This window comes from Paracoccus jeotgali (assembly GCF_002865605.1).
GTDB lineage: Bacteria > Pseudomonadota > Alphaproteobacteria > Rhodobacterales > Rhodobacteraceae > Paracoccus > Paracoccus jeotgali.
Map to the genome: position 1 here is coordinate 1,195,447 of NZ_CP025583.1, position 15,271 is coordinate 1,210,717.

Annotated in this window: 12 protein-coding genes; 8 read left to right on the forward strand and 4 right to left on the reverse strand. The window is 67.2% G+C overall.

What is annotated here, in order from left to right; translation table 11 throughout:
- Nucleotides 1-25: 25 nt before the first annotated feature.
- The 3 genes from typA to CYR75_RS05950 form a co-directional block, all read right to left on the reverse strand.
- Nucleotides 26-1,843 carry a translational GTPase TypA gene (typA, locus tag CYR75_RS05940; protein WP_101499240.1) on the reverse strand — a complete coding sequence of 606 codons (1,818 nt, stop codon included), beginning with the start codon at nt 1,841-1,843 and terminating at the stop codon, nt 26-28.
- 331 nt (nt 1,844-2,174) lie between these two features.
- A complete protein-coding gene (locus CYR75_RS05945) occupies nt 2,175-2,798 on the reverse strand; it encodes a YitT family protein (protein ID WP_101499241.1) in 624 nt (207 codons plus the stop codon).
- A gap of 98 nt (nt 2,799-2,896) precedes the next feature.
- Nucleotides 2,897-4,222 carry an aspartate aminotransferase family protein gene (locus CYR75_RS05950; protein ID WP_101499242.1) on the reverse strand — a complete coding sequence of 442 codons (1,326 nt, stop codon included), beginning with the start codon at nt 4,220-4,222 and terminating at the stop codon, nt 2,897-2,899.
- Between the two features lie 177 nt (nt 4,223-4,399).
- Here CYR75_RS05950 and frr point away from each other — a divergent pair, with 177 nt between their 5' ends.
- The 7 genes from frr (at nt 4,400) to CYR75_RS05985 (ending at nt 12,211) form a co-directional block, all read left to right on the forward strand.
- Complete coding sequence (gene frr / locus CYR75_RS05955) at nt 4,400-4,963, forward strand: ribosome recycling factor (protein ID WP_101499243.1); 564 nt, start codon at nt 4,400-4,402, stop codon at nt 4,961-4,963.
- A 2-nt stretch (nt 4,964-4,965) separates the two neighbouring features.
- Nucleotides 4,966-5,691 carry a polyprenyl diphosphate synthase gene (gene uppS, locus CYR75_RS05960; protein WP_101499244.1) on the forward strand — a complete coding sequence of 242 codons (726 nt, stop codon included), beginning with the start codon at nt 4,966-4,968 and terminating at the stop codon, nt 5,689-5,691.
- 35 nt (nt 5,692-5,726) lie between these two features.
- Complete coding sequence (locus CYR75_RS05965; RefSeq protein ID WP_101499245.1) at nt 5,727-6,548, forward strand: phosphatidate cytidylyltransferase; 822 nt, start codon at nt 5,727-5,729, stop codon at nt 6,546-6,548.
- Nucleotides 6,545-7,726: a 1-deoxy-D-xylulose-5-phosphate reductoisomerase gene (dxr, locus tag CYR75_RS05970; RefSeq protein WP_101499246.1), complete on the forward strand. Its 1,182-nt coding sequence runs from the start codon at nt 6,545-6,547 to the stop codon at nt 7,724-7,726. Before CYR75_RS05965 ends, dxr begins: the two co-directional genes overlap by 4 nt.
- A gap of 11 nt (nt 7,727-7,737) precedes the next feature.
- Nucleotides 7,738-9,060, forward strand: a complete 1,323-nt coding sequence (gene rseP / locus CYR75_RS05975; protein WP_101500899.1) for an RIP metalloprotease RseP — start codon at nt 7,738-7,740, stop codon at nt 9,058-9,060.
- A 101-nt stretch (nt 9,061-9,161) separates the two neighbouring features.
- On the forward strand, nt 9,162-11,450 hold the full coding sequence (gene bamA, locus CYR75_RS05980; protein WP_101499247.1) for an outer membrane protein assembly factor BamA: 2,289 nt from the start codon (nt 9,162-9,164) through the stop codon (nt 11,448-11,450).
- On the forward strand, nt 11,450-12,211 hold the full coding sequence (locus CYR75_RS05985) for an OmpH family outer membrane protein (RefSeq protein WP_101499248.1): 762 nt from the start codon (nt 11,450-11,452) through the stop codon (nt 12,209-12,211). Before bamA ends, CYR75_RS05985 begins: the two co-directional genes overlap by 1 nt.
- Nucleotides 12,212-12,218: 7 nt before the next feature.
- Here CYR75_RS05985 and CYR75_RS05990 read toward each other — a convergent pair whose 3' ends face one another.
- Nucleotides 12,219-13,157: a nucleoside hydrolase gene (locus tag CYR75_RS05990; protein ID WP_101499249.1), complete on the reverse strand. Its 939-nt coding sequence runs from the start codon at nt 13,155-13,157 to the stop codon at nt 12,219-12,221.
- 118 nt (nt 13,158-13,275) lie between these two features.
- On the opposite strand from CYR75_RS05990, the gene CYR75_RS05995 reads away from it, so the two are divergent.
- Nucleotides 13,276-15,096, forward strand: coding sequence for an ABC-F family ATP-binding cassette domain-containing protein (locus CYR75_RS05995; protein WP_101499250.1), 1,821 nt, complete (start codon nt 13,276-13,278; stop codon nt 15,094-15,096).
- Nucleotides 15,097-15,271 lie beyond the last annotated feature (175 nt).

A 15,271-nucleotide genomic window follows, 5' to 3' on the forward strand; every position in this document is an offset into this window, starting at 1 on the left:
CGGGATGGTCGTGGACCTGTCTGGCTTACTCTGCCCGCGCCTGACGCTTGCGCTCATGCGGGTCCAGATGGCGCTTGCGCAGCCGGATGTTCTTGGGCGTGACCTCGACCAGCTCATCATCGGCGATATAGGCGATGGCCTCTTCCAGCGACATGCGGATGGGCGGGGTCAGCCGAACCGCCTCGTCCGTGCCCGAGGCGCGGACGTTGGTCAGCTTTTTCCCCTTCAGCGGGTTCACCTCGAGGTCATTGTCGCGGCTGTGCTCGCCGATGATCATGCCGGTATAGACCTGCTCTTGCGCGCCGATGAACAGGCGACCACGCTCTTCAAGGTTCCACAGCGCATAGGCGACCGAAACGCCGTTCTCCATGCTGATCAGCACGCCCTGACGGCGGCCCTGGATGGCGCCCTTGTAGGGGGTCCAGCCGTGGAACAGCCGGTTCAGCACGCCATTGCCGCGCGTATCGGTCATGAATTCGCCGTGATAGCCGATCAGCCCGCGCGAGGGAACATGGGCGACGATGCGGGTCTTGCCGTGGCCGGCGGGGCGCATGTCGATCATCTCGCCCTTGCGGTCGCCGGTCAGCTTTTCGATGACGACGCCGGTGTAATCGTCATCGACGTCGACGATGACCTCTTCGACCGGTTCCATCCGCTGACCGTTTTCCTCGCGATAGATGACGCGGGGGCGGCTGATCGACAGCTCGAACCCCTCGCGGCGCATGTTCTCGATCAGCACGCCCATCTGCAATTCGCCGCGGCCCGAGACGACGAAGGCCTCGCCGCCGGGGGTGTCGTCGACGCGGATGGCGACGTTGGATTCCGCCTCTTTCATCAGGCGCTCGCGGATGACGCGGGATTGCACCTTCTTGCCGTCCTGTCCGGCCAGCGGAGAGTCGTTGATGCCAAAGGTCACGCTGATCGTCGGCGGGTCGATGGGCTGCGCGGGCAGGGCGGCTTCGACCTCGAGCGCGCAGATCGTGTCGGCGACGGTGCCCTTGGACATGCCGGCGAGGCTGACGATATCGCCCGCCTCGGCGTGGTCGATGGCCTGCTGGCTCAGCCCGCGGAAGGCCAGAACTTTCGAGATGCGGAACTGCTCGACCCGTTCATTCTTGCGGTTCAGCACCTTGACGGTGTCGCCGGCGCGGGCCTGCCCGGCCTCGACCCGGCCGGTCAGGATGCGGCCCAGGAACGGATCCGCCCCCAGCGTCACGGCCAGCATTCGGAACGGATCGTCGCGCTGCTCGATCTGATTGGGCGAGGGCACATGCTTGAGGATCAGGTCGAACAGCGGCGCCATATCCTTGCGCTCGTCATCAAGGTTCTCGACCGCCCAACCGCCAATGCCCGAGGCATAGAGATGCGGGAAATCAAGCTGTTCGTCGGTGGCGCCCAGATTGGCGAACAGGTCGAACACCTCGTTCAGCGCATGTTCAGGTTCGGCCGCGGGCTTGTCCACCTTGTTCAGCAGCACGATGGGACGCAGCCCCAGGGCCAGCGCCTTGGAGGTCACGAACTTGGTCTGCGGCATCGGCCCTTCGGCGGCATCGACCAGCAGGCAGACGCCATCGACCATGGACAGGATGCGTTCGACCTCGCCGCCGAAATCGGCGTGGCCGGGCGTGTCGACGATATTGACCCGCGTGCCGCGCCATTCGACCGAGGTCGCCTTGGCAAGGATGGTGATGCCACGTTCGCGCTCGATGTCATTGCTGTCCATCACCCGCTCGGCCACGGCCTGATTTTCGCGGAAGCTGCCCGACTGCCGCAGCAGTTGGTCGACGAGGGTCGTCTTGCCGTGATCGACGTGAGCGATAATGGCGATATTGCGGATATCCATGGAACAGCCTGTTGGAAAAAACTTGCGTTGCCCTAACGCAGCGGCGCCACGATGGCGAGTCGATAGTCTGGCGGACAGTCGGGGCGGGGCGAATGCAGCAAGGGCGCGGATGCCTGTCCTGGCCACCGCGCCCCCGTCTGTCTGTCGTGTCCGGTGTCGTTCGTGTCGCCTTTGGCGGACCTAGCGCAGGCCCAGCAGCGACAGGATGATCAACACCACGACCACCAGGCCGACGATATAGATGATCGAGTTCATGTCAGTCCCTTTCCTGCAACTTTCAAGGACGTAACGTCGCGGTGATCCAGCAGGTTCCCGAACATTTCCAAAGCGATCAGACGATATAGCGGTCGCGGCGGTGATTGATCGCGATGGTCAGGTTGGCCACGACCGCGCCCAGAAACGACCAGCCGACCGCGACGGGGTCGAGCAGGAACAGCGCCGCGCCAAAGATCGCCGCATCGACCAGCATCTGCACCCAGCCCGCCCGGAAGCCGGTGGCGTCCTGGATATACAGGCCCACGATGCCGATGCCGCCAAGGCTCGCGCCGTGGCGGAACAGCGCAATCAGCCCGGCCCCGGTCAACGCCCCGATCAGGATCGCGCCAAGCGCCGGCGACAGCGTCGAAAAGGCAATATAGTGCGGCAGCACCGCCGCCAGCGCCGAGGTGAGCGTGACCGCGAACAGGCTTTTCGCCACGAATAGCGGGCCAAAGCGTTTCCAGCCGACCCAGTAAAAGGGCAGGTTCACGACAAAGAACACCGGCGCCCAGTCCCAGCCGGTGGTATAGGAAATCAGCAGCGCGATCCCCGCCGTCTGCCCGGTGACAAAGCCCAGATGCGTCAGCACCACGATGCTGAGCGCGGCCATCAGGCTGCCATAGGCGATCCCCTGCGCGTCATCGAGCGCGGAATGGGCGTTTTGCGGCGGCGCGGTCGGGGGCGAAATCTCTGGCATGAGGGGCTTTTGCCGCCGCTTTCCCGCCCGCGCAAGTGGGGGGCTTCAGGGGCGCGGGGAAATGCCGCGCCCCACGGGCTGACGCGCCCGGTCTTGCGTCAGTCGGTGGCCTTCAGGATCTCGGCCAGCTTGCCGGTCAGTTCCTCGATCTGCTCCTTGCTGACGATCAGGGGCGGCGAGAGCGCGATGATGTCGCCGGTCACGCGCACCAAAATCCCGGCATCGAAGGCGCGCAGGAAGACGTCGAAGGCGCGTTTGCCCGGTGCGCCCTCGATCGGGGCCAGTTCGACCGCGCCGACAAGGCCAAGATTGCGGATGTCGATGACATGGGGCAGGCCCTGCAGCCCGTGCAGCGCGTTTTGCCACACATCGGCCAGATCGGCGGCGCGGGTCAGCAGCCCTTCCTCGGCATAGGTGTCCAGCGTAGCCAGACCGGCGGCGCAGGCGACCGGGTTGCCGGAATAGGTATAGCCGTGGAACAGCTCGATCGCGTGTTCCGGCCCCTTCATGAAGGCGTCGTGGATCTCGGCGGAGACGATGACGCCCCCCATAGGAATGACGCCGTTCGTCAGCCCCTTGGCGCAGGTGATCATGTCCGGCTCGACGCCGAAATACTGCGCCGCAAAGGCGGTGCCCAGACGGCCGAAGCCGGTGATGACCTCGTCGAAGATCAGCAGGATGCCGTGCTTGCGGGTGATCTCGCGCAGCTTTTGCAGATAGCCCTTGGGCGGCAGCAGCACGCCGGTCGATCCGGCCATCGGCTCGACGATGAGGGCGGCGATATTCTCGGCCCCGTGCAGCGTCACCAGCCGTTCCAGCTCGTCCGCCAGATGCGCGCCATGTTCGGGCTGGCCCTTGCTATAGGCGTTTTCCGGCAGATGCGTATGTGCCAGATGGTCGGTCCCAGCCAGCGCATTGCCGAAGAAGCGGCGGTTGTTGACGATCCCGCCCACCGAGATGCCGCCGAAGCCGACGCCGTGATAGCCCCGCTCGCGCCCGATCAGGCGCGACCGCGTCCCCTCGCCCTTCATCCGGTGATAGGCGAGCGCGATCTTCAGCGCCGTATCCACGGCCTCGGACCCGGAGTTGGTGAAAAACACATGCGCCATGTTGTCCGGCGCCAGCGCGATCACCCGGTTGGCCAACTCGAACGCCGAGGGATGCCCGATCTGGAAGGCGGGCGCGTAGTCCAGCCGTCCGGCCATGTCGGCAATGGCGGCGGTGATCCGCGGCCGGCCGTGGCCCGCGTTCGAGCACCACATCCCCGACGTGCCGTCCAGCACCTGCCGCCCGTCGGCGGCGGTATAGTGCATGTCCTGCGCCGCAACCACCATCCGCGGGTTCGCCTTGAAGAACCGGTTGGCGGTAAAGGGCATCCAATAGGCCGACAGATCGTTCGGCGCGGGTTTCTGGTCCAGGGCCATGCGCGTATTCCTTGTTTGCTGAACCGAGACGCTATCATGCGGCAGGGTTTGGTCAAGCGCTCGCGGCGTCTTGCGGGGGTGGCCCGACCAGCCGCCTGACGCCTGCGGGGCGAAACTGCTTTGCCATGTCCGCCGGGTCGGGTTAGAACGGCGCGACAACGCATCAAGAGGCACGCTATGTCCGACGACCTGGAAATCGACACAGACGATCTGGAACGCCGCATGAATGGCGCGATGGACTCGCTGCGGCAAGAATTTGCCAGCCTTCGCACGGGGCGGGCCTCGGCCTCGATGGTGGAACCGATCATGGTGGACGCCTACGGCTCAATGACGCCGCTGAACCAGATCGGCACGGTGAACGTGCCCGAACCGCGCATGGTCACCATCAACGTCTGGGACAAGGCGCTGGTCGGGCGGGCCGAAAAGGCGATCCGCGAATCGGGTCTGGGCATCAATCCGCAGTTGAACGGCACCATCATCATGCTGCCGATCCCAGAACTGAACGAGGAACGCCGCCGCGAACTGACCAAGGTCGCGGCGCAATATGCCGAAAACGCCCGCGTCGCCATCCGCAACGTGCGCCGCGACGGCATGGACAAGATCAAGAAGGCCAAGGCCGCCGGCATGTCCGAGGATGACCAGAAGCTGTGGGAAGACGAGGTCCAGTCCCTGACCAACCGGATGATCGCCCGCGTAGATCAGTCGCTGGAAACGAAACAGGCCGAAATCATGCAGGTCTGACCATGGCGCTGAACGCAGCCGCCAGCATGGACGGACAGCCCGTCCCGCGTCACGTCGCCATCATCATGGACGGCAATGGCCGTTGGGCCGTGGAACGCGGCTGGCCGCGCCTGGTCGGCCACCGCCGCGGGGCCGAGCGCGTCAAGCAGATTGTCCGCGCCTGCCCCGACATGGGGGTGAACTGGCTGACCGTCTATGCCTTCTCGACCGAGAACTGGAAGCGCTCGACCGAAGAGGTGCTGGGTCTGATGAAGATCTTCCGCCGCTATATCGAGCGCGAGGCCGACGGGCTGTCGGCCGAAGGCGTGCGGCTGCGCTTCATCGGCGCGCGCGAACGGCTCGACCCCAAGCTGCAGGCCCTGATGGCGGGGATCGAGGCGCGGACGGCGGGCAACATGCGGCTGAACCTGACGGTCGCGATCAATTACGGCGGCCGCGACGAGATGCTGCGCGCGGCGCAGCGTCTGGCGCAGCGCATCGCCTCGGGTGCGGTCGCGACCCCGACCGAGGCCGATCTGTCCGACTGCCTCGACACCGCCGGCTGTCCCGATCCCGATCTGGTGATCCGCACCTCGGGCGAGACGCGGGTGTCGAACTTCCTGCCCTGGCAGGCGGCCTATGCGGAATATGAATTCACGCCGACCTTGTGGCCGGATTTCACGCCGGCGCATCTGGCCGAGATCCTAGACCGCTTCGGCCTGCGCGACCGCCGCTTTGGCGGCACCTAGGGCGGCTGCTCAATCGACAACGGGGGCTGCGCGCGATGGCGGATGCAGGCAAATGGGGTGATCTGACGCGGCGCGTAGTCTCGGCCGCGGTGCTGATCGCGATCGGTGTCGCGCTGGCGTTGGCGCAGGGGGTTTATCTGTGGGGCGGGGTGGCGCTGTTCATGGCGCTGACCTTCTGGGAACTGGCCCGAATGACCGGCTGGCGCGGTCCGGCGCGGCTCACGACGCCGGCCGGACGCCTGCGTCCGGTGGTGCTGGCGGTGATCGCGGGGCTGTCGCTGTTCGCCGCACTTGGCCTTCCGCCCGTCTTCGCGCTGCCGGTGCTGCTGATCCCGGTCGGCGCGGGTGTGCCGGGCGCCATCCCCCGCGACCGGCTGACCTATGCGCTGTTCGGCACCGCGATCATGGCGGTGGGGTTCGAACTGGTCCATCTGCGGCAGGAATACGGGCTGCCCTTTATCCTGTGGCTGATGGGGGTGGTGATCCTGTCCGATGTGCTGGGCTATTTCGCCGGACGCATCATCGGCGGGCCGAAATTTTGGCCGCGCATCAGCCCGAAAAAGACATGGTCAGGCACGGTGGCGGGCTGGATCGGCGCGGTCCTGTTTGCCACGCTGCTCTGGGCGCTTGGCATGGCCGAGGTCGGGCTGATCATCATCTCGCCCTTTGTCGCGCTGGCGGGTCAGCTGGGCGACATCGCGGAAAGCTGGCTGAAGCGGCGGGCCGGGGTCAAGGACAGCTCGAACCTGATCCCCGGCCATGGCGGCTTCATGGACCGCTTCGACGCGGTGTCGGGAGCGGTGCTGGCGGTGATGGTGGCAAGCTGGCTGCTGAGGCTGCCGCAGGTCGGGCTGTGAGGTCGGTCTCGATCTTCGGCGCGACGGGGTCCATCGGCGAAAGCGCCTTTGACCTGTTGATGCATGACGGCGGGCCGGACCGCTGGCGCGTCGTCGCGTTGAGCGGGGGCGCCAATATCGCCCGGCTGGCGCAGATGGCCCGCGCCTTGCGGGCCGAGATCGCCGTCACCGCCTATCCCGAGCGGCTGAACGACCTGCGCGAGGCGCTGGCGGGCAGCGGGATCGACGCCGCCGCCGGGCCCGCAGCCCTGGTCGAGGCCGCCGACCGGCCCGCCGACTGGACGCTGTCCGCGATTATCGGCGCGGCCGGGCTGGCGCCGGGGCTGCGCGTGCTGGAACGGGGCGGAACGCTGGCGCTGGCCAACAAGGAATCGCTGGTCACGGCGGGGCGGCTGGTCATGGCCACGGCGCAGCGCAGCGGCGCGCGCATCCTGCCGGTTGATTCCGAACATTCCGCGATCTTTCAAGCACTTGGCGGCGATAACCTCGACTCTGTCGAGGCTGTGACCATCACCGCATCCGGGGGCGCCTTCCGCGACTGGCCGCTGGAGCGGCTGGCCGATGCCACCGTGGCCGAGGCCTCGACCCATCCGAACTGGGCGATGGGGCAGCGGATCACCATCGACAGCGCGTCGATGTTCAACAAGGCGCTGGAACTGATTGAGGCGCAAGAGTTTTTCGGCATTGACCCGGCGCGGATCAAGGTGCTGGTCCACCCGGAATCCATCGTGCACGCGTTGGTCAGCCACAAGGATGGCGGCACGCTCGCGCATCTCGGCCCGCCCGACATGCGCCACGCCATCGGTTATGCGCTGCACTGGCCGGACCGCGCCGATCTGCCGGTCGCGCGGCTGGACCTTGCGGCGATCGGCTCGCTCAGCTTTCGCGCCCCGGACGAGGAGCGCTGGCCGGCGCTGCGGCTGGCGCGGCAGGTGATGCAGACGGGCGGCGCGTCGGGTGCGGTGCTGAACGCCGCGAAAGAGCAGGCGCTAGACGATTTTCTGGCCGGGCGCATCCGCTTCACCGACATGGCCTCGGCGGTTGAGGCCACGCTGGATGCCTTGACGGCACGCCCAGGCTTCGCCACATCCCCTATGGACCTGGCGTCGGTGCTGGATTGGGACCAGCAGGCGCGGCAATTCGCGGCGGCATGGGCCGTGCGCGAGGCAAGGCGGTAAGGATGGCGGACATGGGCGGTTTGTTGGCGGGTCTGGGCGGCGGGATCTGGACGCTGGCGGCGTTCGTGATCGCGCTGTCGGTGATCGTCGCGGTCCATGAATTCGGCCATTACATCGTCGGGCGCTGGTCCGGCATCCGCGCCGAGGTGTTTTCCATCGGCTTCGGCCCGCGCCTGTTCTCGCGCCGCGACCGGCGCGGGACGGAATGGCAGGTCGCGGCGCTGCCCCTTGGCGGCTATGTCCGCTTTCTGGGCGACAGCAACGCGGCCAGCGCGGGCGAGGGCGTGGCCGTCGATCCAGCCCTGCGCCGCCAGACGCTGGACGGCGCCCCGCTTTGGGCGCGCAGCGCCACCGTGGCGGCCGGGCCGGTCTTCAACTTCATCCTGTCCACGCTGATCTTTGCCGGCTTCCTGCTGGTGCAGGGCGTGCCGGTCGAGGCGCCCACCGTGGGCGCGGTCCTGCCCGCCCCGGCCGAGGTCCAGAACCAGCTGCGCCCCGGTGACGAGATCATCGGCGTGGGCGGCCGGCCGGTCGGGGAATGGCGCGATCTGCTGACCGTGACCGAGACGCTGCCTGCCGCGCCCTCGCAGGATTGGCGCGTGCGCCGCGACGGGGTCGAGACGACCGTGCGCGGCCCCGACCCGCTGCCCAACCGCATCGGCGGCGTGGCGCCGGGCAGTGCTGCGGCGCAGGCCGGGCTGCGCGCGGGCGACGTGATCCTGCGCATCGACGAGACGCCGATCCATCGTTTCGACCAGATCCGCCCGCTGGTCGAGGCCGCGGCCGGCGCGCCCCTGTCGCTGCTGATCTGGCGCGACGGCACCGAAATCGACGTGACGCTGGAGCCGCGCCAGCAGGATCTGCCGCTGGCGGATGGCGGCTACGAAAAGCGCTGGCTGATCGGCATTTCCGGCGGCAGCTATTTCGAGCCCGCGACGACCTCGGTCGGGCCGCTGACCGCCTTGTGGCAGGGCGTGGGGCAGGTGGGCAGCATCATCATGTCCAGCCTGACCGGGCTGTGGGCGATGATCAGCGGCCAGATCGGCGCCTGCAATCTGTCCGGCGCGCTGACCATCGCCGAGACGACCGGGCAGGCCGCAGATGCCGGCATCGGCAACTTCATCTGGTGGATCGCGATCCTGTCGGTGGCCATCGGGTTTCTGAACCTGCTGCCGATCCCGGTGCTGGATGGCGGGCATCTGGCCTTTTACGCCTATGAGTCGATCACCGGGCGACCGCCCTCGCCGCGGATCATGGGGCTGTTGACCAGCATCGGGCTGGCGCTGGTGCTGGGGCTGATGATTTTCGGCCTCAGCAACGACCTAAGGTGCTGAAACGGCAATTCGGGTTTTGACTTTGCCCCCCGCGCGCCTGTAGTTTTGCAGGCAAAATTGGCGCGAAGCTGCGCCTCAGCCGACATAAAGGGGCAGGCAGGATGAAACTGAAACGCAGCAGCTGCGCGATGGCGCTGATCGCGGGACTGGCCGGGGCTGTTCCGGCGCTGACCGTGCCGGGGCAGGCTTGGGCCTATGTGTTCAACCAGATCCGGATCGAGGGCAATGAACGCATCGAGCCCGAGACCATCATCTCGTTCGCCAACATCATGCGCGGCACGAATGTCTCGGCGGGCGAGGTCAACGACGCGTTGCAACGCATCCAGAACTCCGGCCTGTTCGAAAGCGTCTCGGTGACGCCGCAGGGCGGCACGCTGGTCATTCAGGTCAAGGAATGGCCGACGATCAACCGAATCACCTTCGAGGGCAACCGCCGGATCAAGGATGACGAGCTGGCGACCATCACCTCGTCGCAGGCGCGGCGGGTCTATTCGCCGGCGCAGGCGGAACGCGATGCGTCCAACATCGCGCAGGCCTATTCGGCGCAGGGCCGGCTGGCGGCGCGCGTCTCGCCCAAGGTCATCCCGCGCTCGGGCAACCGGGTCGATCTGGTGTTCGAGGTCCGCGAGGGCGACGTGACCGAGATCGAGCGCATCGGCTTCACCGGCAATCGCAGCTTTTCCGACCGCCGCCTGCGCAACGTGCTGCAGACCAAGCAGGCGGGCATCCTGCGGACCTTCATCCGCAGCGACACCTTCAACCCCGACCGGCTGACGCTGGACCAGAAGCTGCTGACCGATTTCTATCGCTCGCAGGGCTTTGCCGACTTCAAAGTGCAGGGCGTGGCGCCGGAAATCGCGCGCGAACGCGACGCCTTCTACGTCACCTACCAGATCGAGGAAGGCCCGCGTTACCGCTTCGGCCAGATCGACACCGTGTCCGAGATCCCCGGCGTCGATGCGACCCCCTTCCGCGCCCAGAACCGGGTCAAGAGCGGCAGCTATTACTCGCCCGAGATCATCGACGTCAGCATCCGCCGGATGGAGACCATCGCCCTGGAAGCCGGGCTCGATTTCGTCAATATCGAGCCGCGCGTGACGCGCAACCCGCGCAACCAGACGCTGGACCTGACGTTCGCGCTGACCCGCGGCCCGCGCGTCTTTGTCGAGCGCATCGACATCGAGGGCAACACCACCACGCTGGACGAGGTCATCCGCCGTCAGTTCGGCACCGTCGAAGGCGACCCCTTCAACCCGCGCGAAATCCGCAACTCGGCCGAACGCATCCGCGCGCTTGGCTATTTCGCCGATGCCAGCGTGGACACGCGCGAGGGGTCCAGCCCCGAGCAGGTGATCGTCGATGTCAACGTCGAGGAGCAGCCGACCGGGACGCTGGAATTCGGCGCCAGCTATGGCCGCAGCTCGGGCGTCGGCCTGAACCTCGGCCTCAGCGAGCGCAACTTTCTGGGTCGCGGACAGGAACTCGCGCTTGGGCTGTCGACCACGAAAGGCTCGCGATCGGGCACCTTCACCTTTGCCGAGCCGTTCTTCCTGTCGCGCGACCTGCGCTTCCGCTTCTCGGGTTATTACCGCGAGACGGATCAGGACAACGCGAAATACAACACCCGCGCGGTGGGCTTCTCGACCGGCTTGCAGTTCCCGATCTCGAAATCCGGCCGGCTCGAGGTGCAGTATCGCCTGTCCAAGGATACGCTGTTCGACGTGACCGAGGACTCCTCGCCCATCCTGCAAGAGGAAGAGGGCGGGCTGTGGAGCTCGGTTCTGGGCTACAGCTACAGCTATGACAGCCGCCGTTTCGGTCTGAACCCGCGCACGGCGACCAAGCTGGGCTTCACGCAGGACTTCGCCGGGCTGGGCGGCGACGTCAAATCGGTGACCTCGATCCTGACCGCCGGGGTGGAATCGACCGCCTGGCGTCCGAATGTCACCATGCGCGCGCAGCTCGAGGCCGGCGCCGTCCATATGCTGGACGATCAGACCAGCCGGGTGCTGGACCGGTTCAACGGGCAGCGCATCCGTGGCTTTGAATCGAACGGCATCGGCCCGCGCGATCTGGAAGCCGAAAACCAGGACGCTCTGGGCGGCAACTATTACTGGGTCGCCCGCGCCGAAGCGCAGTTCCCGCTGGGCCTGCCCGAGGAATACGGGCTGACCGGCGGCCTGTTCGCCGATGTCGGCTCGATCTGGGGTCTGGACGAGACCTATGGCCGCGACGTGGACGATTCGATGAATGTCCGCGCGGCGGTCGGGGTGTCGCTGTTCTGGACCACGCCCATCGGGCCGCTGCGGATGAACTTCTCGAAAGCGGTGAAAAAGGAAGATTACGACGAGACGCAGAACTTCGACCTGACGCTGTCGACGCGCTTCTGATGCGGGTTCGGGCCGGGGTCTGGCTGGGGGCGGCGCTGCTGGCGCTGTCCCTTGGCGCGCCTGTGGCCGCGCAAGAGGTGACAGAGGGCGCAGCGCTTGCGCCCGTCACGGACGCGGTGGTGCCCCTGCCGGAACCGGCGGAAGATGCGGTGGTCGAGGAACCGGACGACCCCGCCGAGCCGCCGCCGATGCCGGTGGCGGTGCTGGTTCTGGATGTCGAGCAGGCCTATGACGCCTCGGCCTGGGGCAAGAGGTCGCAAGAGCAGCTGAAGACCGCCGCCCGCGAGATCGAGGCCGAGAACAAGCGGCTGGAAGCCCAGTTGACGGCCGAGGAACAGGCGTTGAGCGCGGAGCGCCCGACCCTAGATCCCGCCGCATTCCGCAAGAAGGCCGAGGCTTTCGATGCCCGCGCCCAGCAGGTCCGGCGCGACCGGGCCGAAGCGGTGCGGGCGCTGAACGCCCGCGCTGATGCGGACCGCTCGGCCTTTCTCGAGGCGTCGCTGCCGGTGGTGACCGCGCTGATGCAGGAACGCGACGCGGCCATCGTGCTGGACCGGCGGCAGACATTGCTGGCGATCTCGACCGCCGACATCACCGCCGAACTGGTGCGGCGCATGGACGAGACCCTGGGCGAGGGCGGGCCGCTGCCCGAATTGCCGGGCGATGCGGCGACAGCGACGGGCGCGGCGGCGGAGACGCCTGCGCCGGTCAGAGATGCGAGTCCTTCCGAACCCGAGGATCAGGCCCGCACGACCCCCTGACGCCGGGTCACGGCAGCGTCGAAATCCGTTCCGTCAGCAGCGCAAAGAACCCGTCGCGGTCGATCTGGTTCATGAACAGCGCGTTGGCGGGGCGACCGCTGACGCCCCACCAGTCGGCGACGGTCATGCCCGTCGTATAACGTCCCTGCAACTCTATCTCGACATTGATGCGGCGGCCCGAGAAGAGTTCCGGGCGCAGCAGATAGGCGATGGTGCAGGGGTCATGCAGCGGCGCCCCTTCCGAGCCGTATTTGACGCGGTCGTAACGCTCGAAAAAGCCGGTCCAGCTTGCCACCGCCTCGCCGGTCCGCGTCCCAAGCGCGCGCATCCCCGCCACCCAATCGGGCGAGGTCAGCGCCTTGTGGGTGACGTCCAGCCCCATCACCACCAGATCGACGCCCGCGGCAAAGACATGGGCCGCCGCCTCGGGATCGACATAGATGTTGAACTCGGCCGTGGGGGTGACGTTGCCGACCTCGAAATAGGCGCCGCCCATCAGCACGATCTGCGCGATGCGCGGCACGATGTCGGGCGCGCGCATCATCGCCTGCGCGATATTGGTCAGCGGACCGATGGGGACCAGGGTGACGCTGCCGGCCGGCTCTCGCCGCAGCGTCTCGATGATGAAATCGACCCCGTCGCCCGGCGTCAGCGGATAGTCCGGCTCGCCCAGATCGATCCCGTCCAGCCCGGTCTGGCCGTGCACGTTTTCCGCCGTCACCAGCTTGCGCGACAGGGGCGCGTCGCAGCCGGCAAGGATCGGCACATCATTGCGGCCCGACAGCCCCACGATCAGCCGCGCGTTCCGGGTGGTCAGCGGCAGCGGCACATTGCCCGCAACCGTCGTGATCCCCAGCACCTGCAATTCGGGCGAGGCGAGCGCCAGCAGGATCGCCACCGCGTCATCCTGCCCCGGATCGGTGTCGATGATGATCTTCTGCGCCATGCCTGCCCCTGTTGTCCGCTCGTGCCGACGCAGATCAGCCGAAATCGCGGCCGGCTGCAAGGCGCGGTGTCCCCAGGCGCGATTGACGCGGGCGGGGTGGGGCGGTAACTGCCGGGGCATGGCACGCGCTCCCCTCCTGCAACTGACCGACATCTCGCTTGGCTTCGGCGGCGATCCCGTCTTCAACGAGCTGAACCTGACCCTGCAACCGGGCGACCGGGTGGCGTTGGTCGGGCGCAACGGTTCGGGGAAATCGACGCTGATGAAGGTCATGGCGGGGCTGGTCGAACCCGACCGGGGCGAGGTCGTGACCCCCGCAGGCGTCCGCGTCGGCTATATGGAGCAGGACCCGGACCTGTCCGCCTTTCAAACGCTTGGCGATTTCGCCGGGGCGGGGCTGGCGCCATCGGAAAGTTACCGCGTCGAGATGGCCGCCGAGGGGCTGAAATTCGACGCCGACCGCCCGGTCGCCACCGCATCGGGGGGCGAGCGTCGGCGCGCCGCGCTCGCCCGGCTGCTGGCCGAGGCGCCGGAACTGATGTTGCTGGACGAGCCGACCAACCATCTGGATATCGAGGCGATCACCTGGCTGGAAGATCAGCTGTCGCGCAGCCGCGCCGCATTTGTGCTGATCAGCCATGACCGCGCCTTTCTGCGCGCCCTGACCCGCGCGACGCTGTGGATCGACCGGGGCGAGATCCGGCGTCAGGACAAGGGCTTTTCCGCCTTCGAGGACTGGCGCGAAGAGATCTGGGCCGCCGAGGACGACGCCCGCCACAAGCTGGACCGCAAGATCAAAGCCGAGGCGCGTTGGGCCGTCGAAGGCATCAGCGCCCGGCGCAAGCGCAATATGGGCCGGGTGCGGGCGCTGCAGGCGCTGCGCGCCGAACGCGCCGCCCAGATCCGCCGTCAGGGCACCGCGGCCATGGCATTCGACGCCGGGTCGCAATCGGGCAAGCGCGTGATCGAGGCGCAGGGCATCGCGAAATCCTTTGGCGAGCGGATCATCCTGCGCCCCTTCGATCTGCGCATCCTGCGCGGCGACCGGGTGGCATTTGTCGGCCCCAACGGGATCGGCAAGACGACGCTGATCAAGATGCTGACCGGCGAGATCGCGCCCGATCAGGGGCAGGTGATCCACGGCACCAATCTGGATATCGCGGTCTTCGATCAGGCCCGCAGCGCGCTGAACCCGGATCTTAGCCTGTGGGACGCGATGGTGGCGGACCCGTCGATGTCGGTCTCGGGCCGGTCGGATCAGGTGATGGTGCGCGGCACGCCGCGTCATGTGGTGGGGTATCTCAAGGACTTCCTGTTCGACGATTCCCAAGTCCACGCCCCGGTCGGCAGCCTGTCGGGCGGGGAAAAGGCCCGCCTGCTGCTGGCCCGGATCATGGCCCGGCCGTCCAACCTGCTGGTGCTGGACGAGCCGACCAACGATCTGGACGTGGAAACGCTGGACCTGCTGCAGGATATTCTGGGCGAATATGACGGCACGGTGCTGCTGGTCAGCCACGACCGCGACTTCATCGACCGGGTCGCCACAACGACCGTGGCGATGGAGGGCGATGGTCGCGCGGTGATCTATGCCGGCGGCTACAGCGATTACCTCGTCCAGCGCACCGATACCGCGCTGCCCGAGCCGGAACCCGCCGCCCGCCCCGCCGCGACGCCAGCGCGCGCCGAACCCGCGCCATCGCGGGCGCAAAAGCCGGGGCTGAGCTTTACCGAAAAGCACCGCCTCGACGCGCTGCCCGCGATCATCGCCCGGCTTGAGGCCGAGATCGCGAAGCTGTCCGACTTCCTGTCTGACGCGGCGATCTATGCCGACGCGCCCGCCAAGGCGCAAAAGGCCACCGACGCCCTGTCGGAACGCCAGCAGGCGCTGGACGCAGCCGAAGAGGAATGGCTGACGCTGGCCGAAAAATCCGCCGACTGACGCGGCGGAGCGCGTTGTAACACTGGCATTTTTCGCCGCGCCCCGGCATGAAGCGCCATCGCTTCATATCCGGAGATTCGTGATGGGCTATTTCCCCGCCTGGCGACCTGCCACGGGCGCCACCGTCATGCCTGACGAAAGACTGCCGACCGCCGCCGCCATTCCGATGAGCATC

Bases quoted from the DNA above. Each gene is read 5' to 3' on its own strand.
- CYR75_RS05985 (WP_101499248.1), top strand. From the start codon at position 11,450: ATGCGGGTTCGGGCCGGGGTCTGGCTGGGGGCGGCGCTGCTGGCGCTG.
- bamA (WP_101499247.1), top strand. From the start codon at position 9,162: ATGAAACTGAAACGCAGCAGCTGCGCGATGGCGCTGATCGCGGGACTG.
- CYR75_RS05995 (WP_101499250.1), top strand. From the start codon at position 13,276: ATGGCACGCGCTCCCCTCCTGCAACTGACCGACATCTCGCTTGGCTTC.
- typA (WP_101499240.1), bottom strand. From the start codon at position 1,843: ATGGATATCCGCAATATCGCCATTATCGCTCACGTCGATCACGGCAAG.
- CYR75_RS05990 (WP_101499249.1), bottom strand. From the start codon at position 13,157: ATGGCGCAGAAGATCATCATCGACACCGATCCGGGGCAGGATGACGCG.
- rseP (WP_101500899.1), top strand. From the start codon at position 7,738: ATGGGCGGTTTGTTGGCGGGTCTGGGCGGCGGGATCTGGACGCTGGCG.
- CYR75_RS05945 (WP_101499241.1), bottom strand. From the start codon at position 2,798: ATGCCAGAGATTTCGCCCCCGACCGCGCCGCCGCAAAACGCCCATTCC.
- frr (WP_101499243.1), top strand. From the start codon at position 4,400: ATGTCCGACGACCTGGAAATCGACACAGACGATCTGGAACGCCGCATG.
- CYR75_RS05965 (WP_101499245.1), top strand. From the start codon at position 5,727: ATGGCGGATGCAGGCAAATGGGGTGATCTGACGCGGCGCGTAGTCTCG.
- uppS (WP_101499244.1), top strand. From the start codon at position 4,966: ATGGCGCTGAACGCAGCCGCCAGCATGGACGGACAGCCCGTCCCGCGT.
- CYR75_RS05950 (WP_101499242.1), bottom strand. From the start codon at position 4,222: ATGGCCCTGGACCAGAAACCCGCGCCGAACGATCTGTCGGCCTATTGG.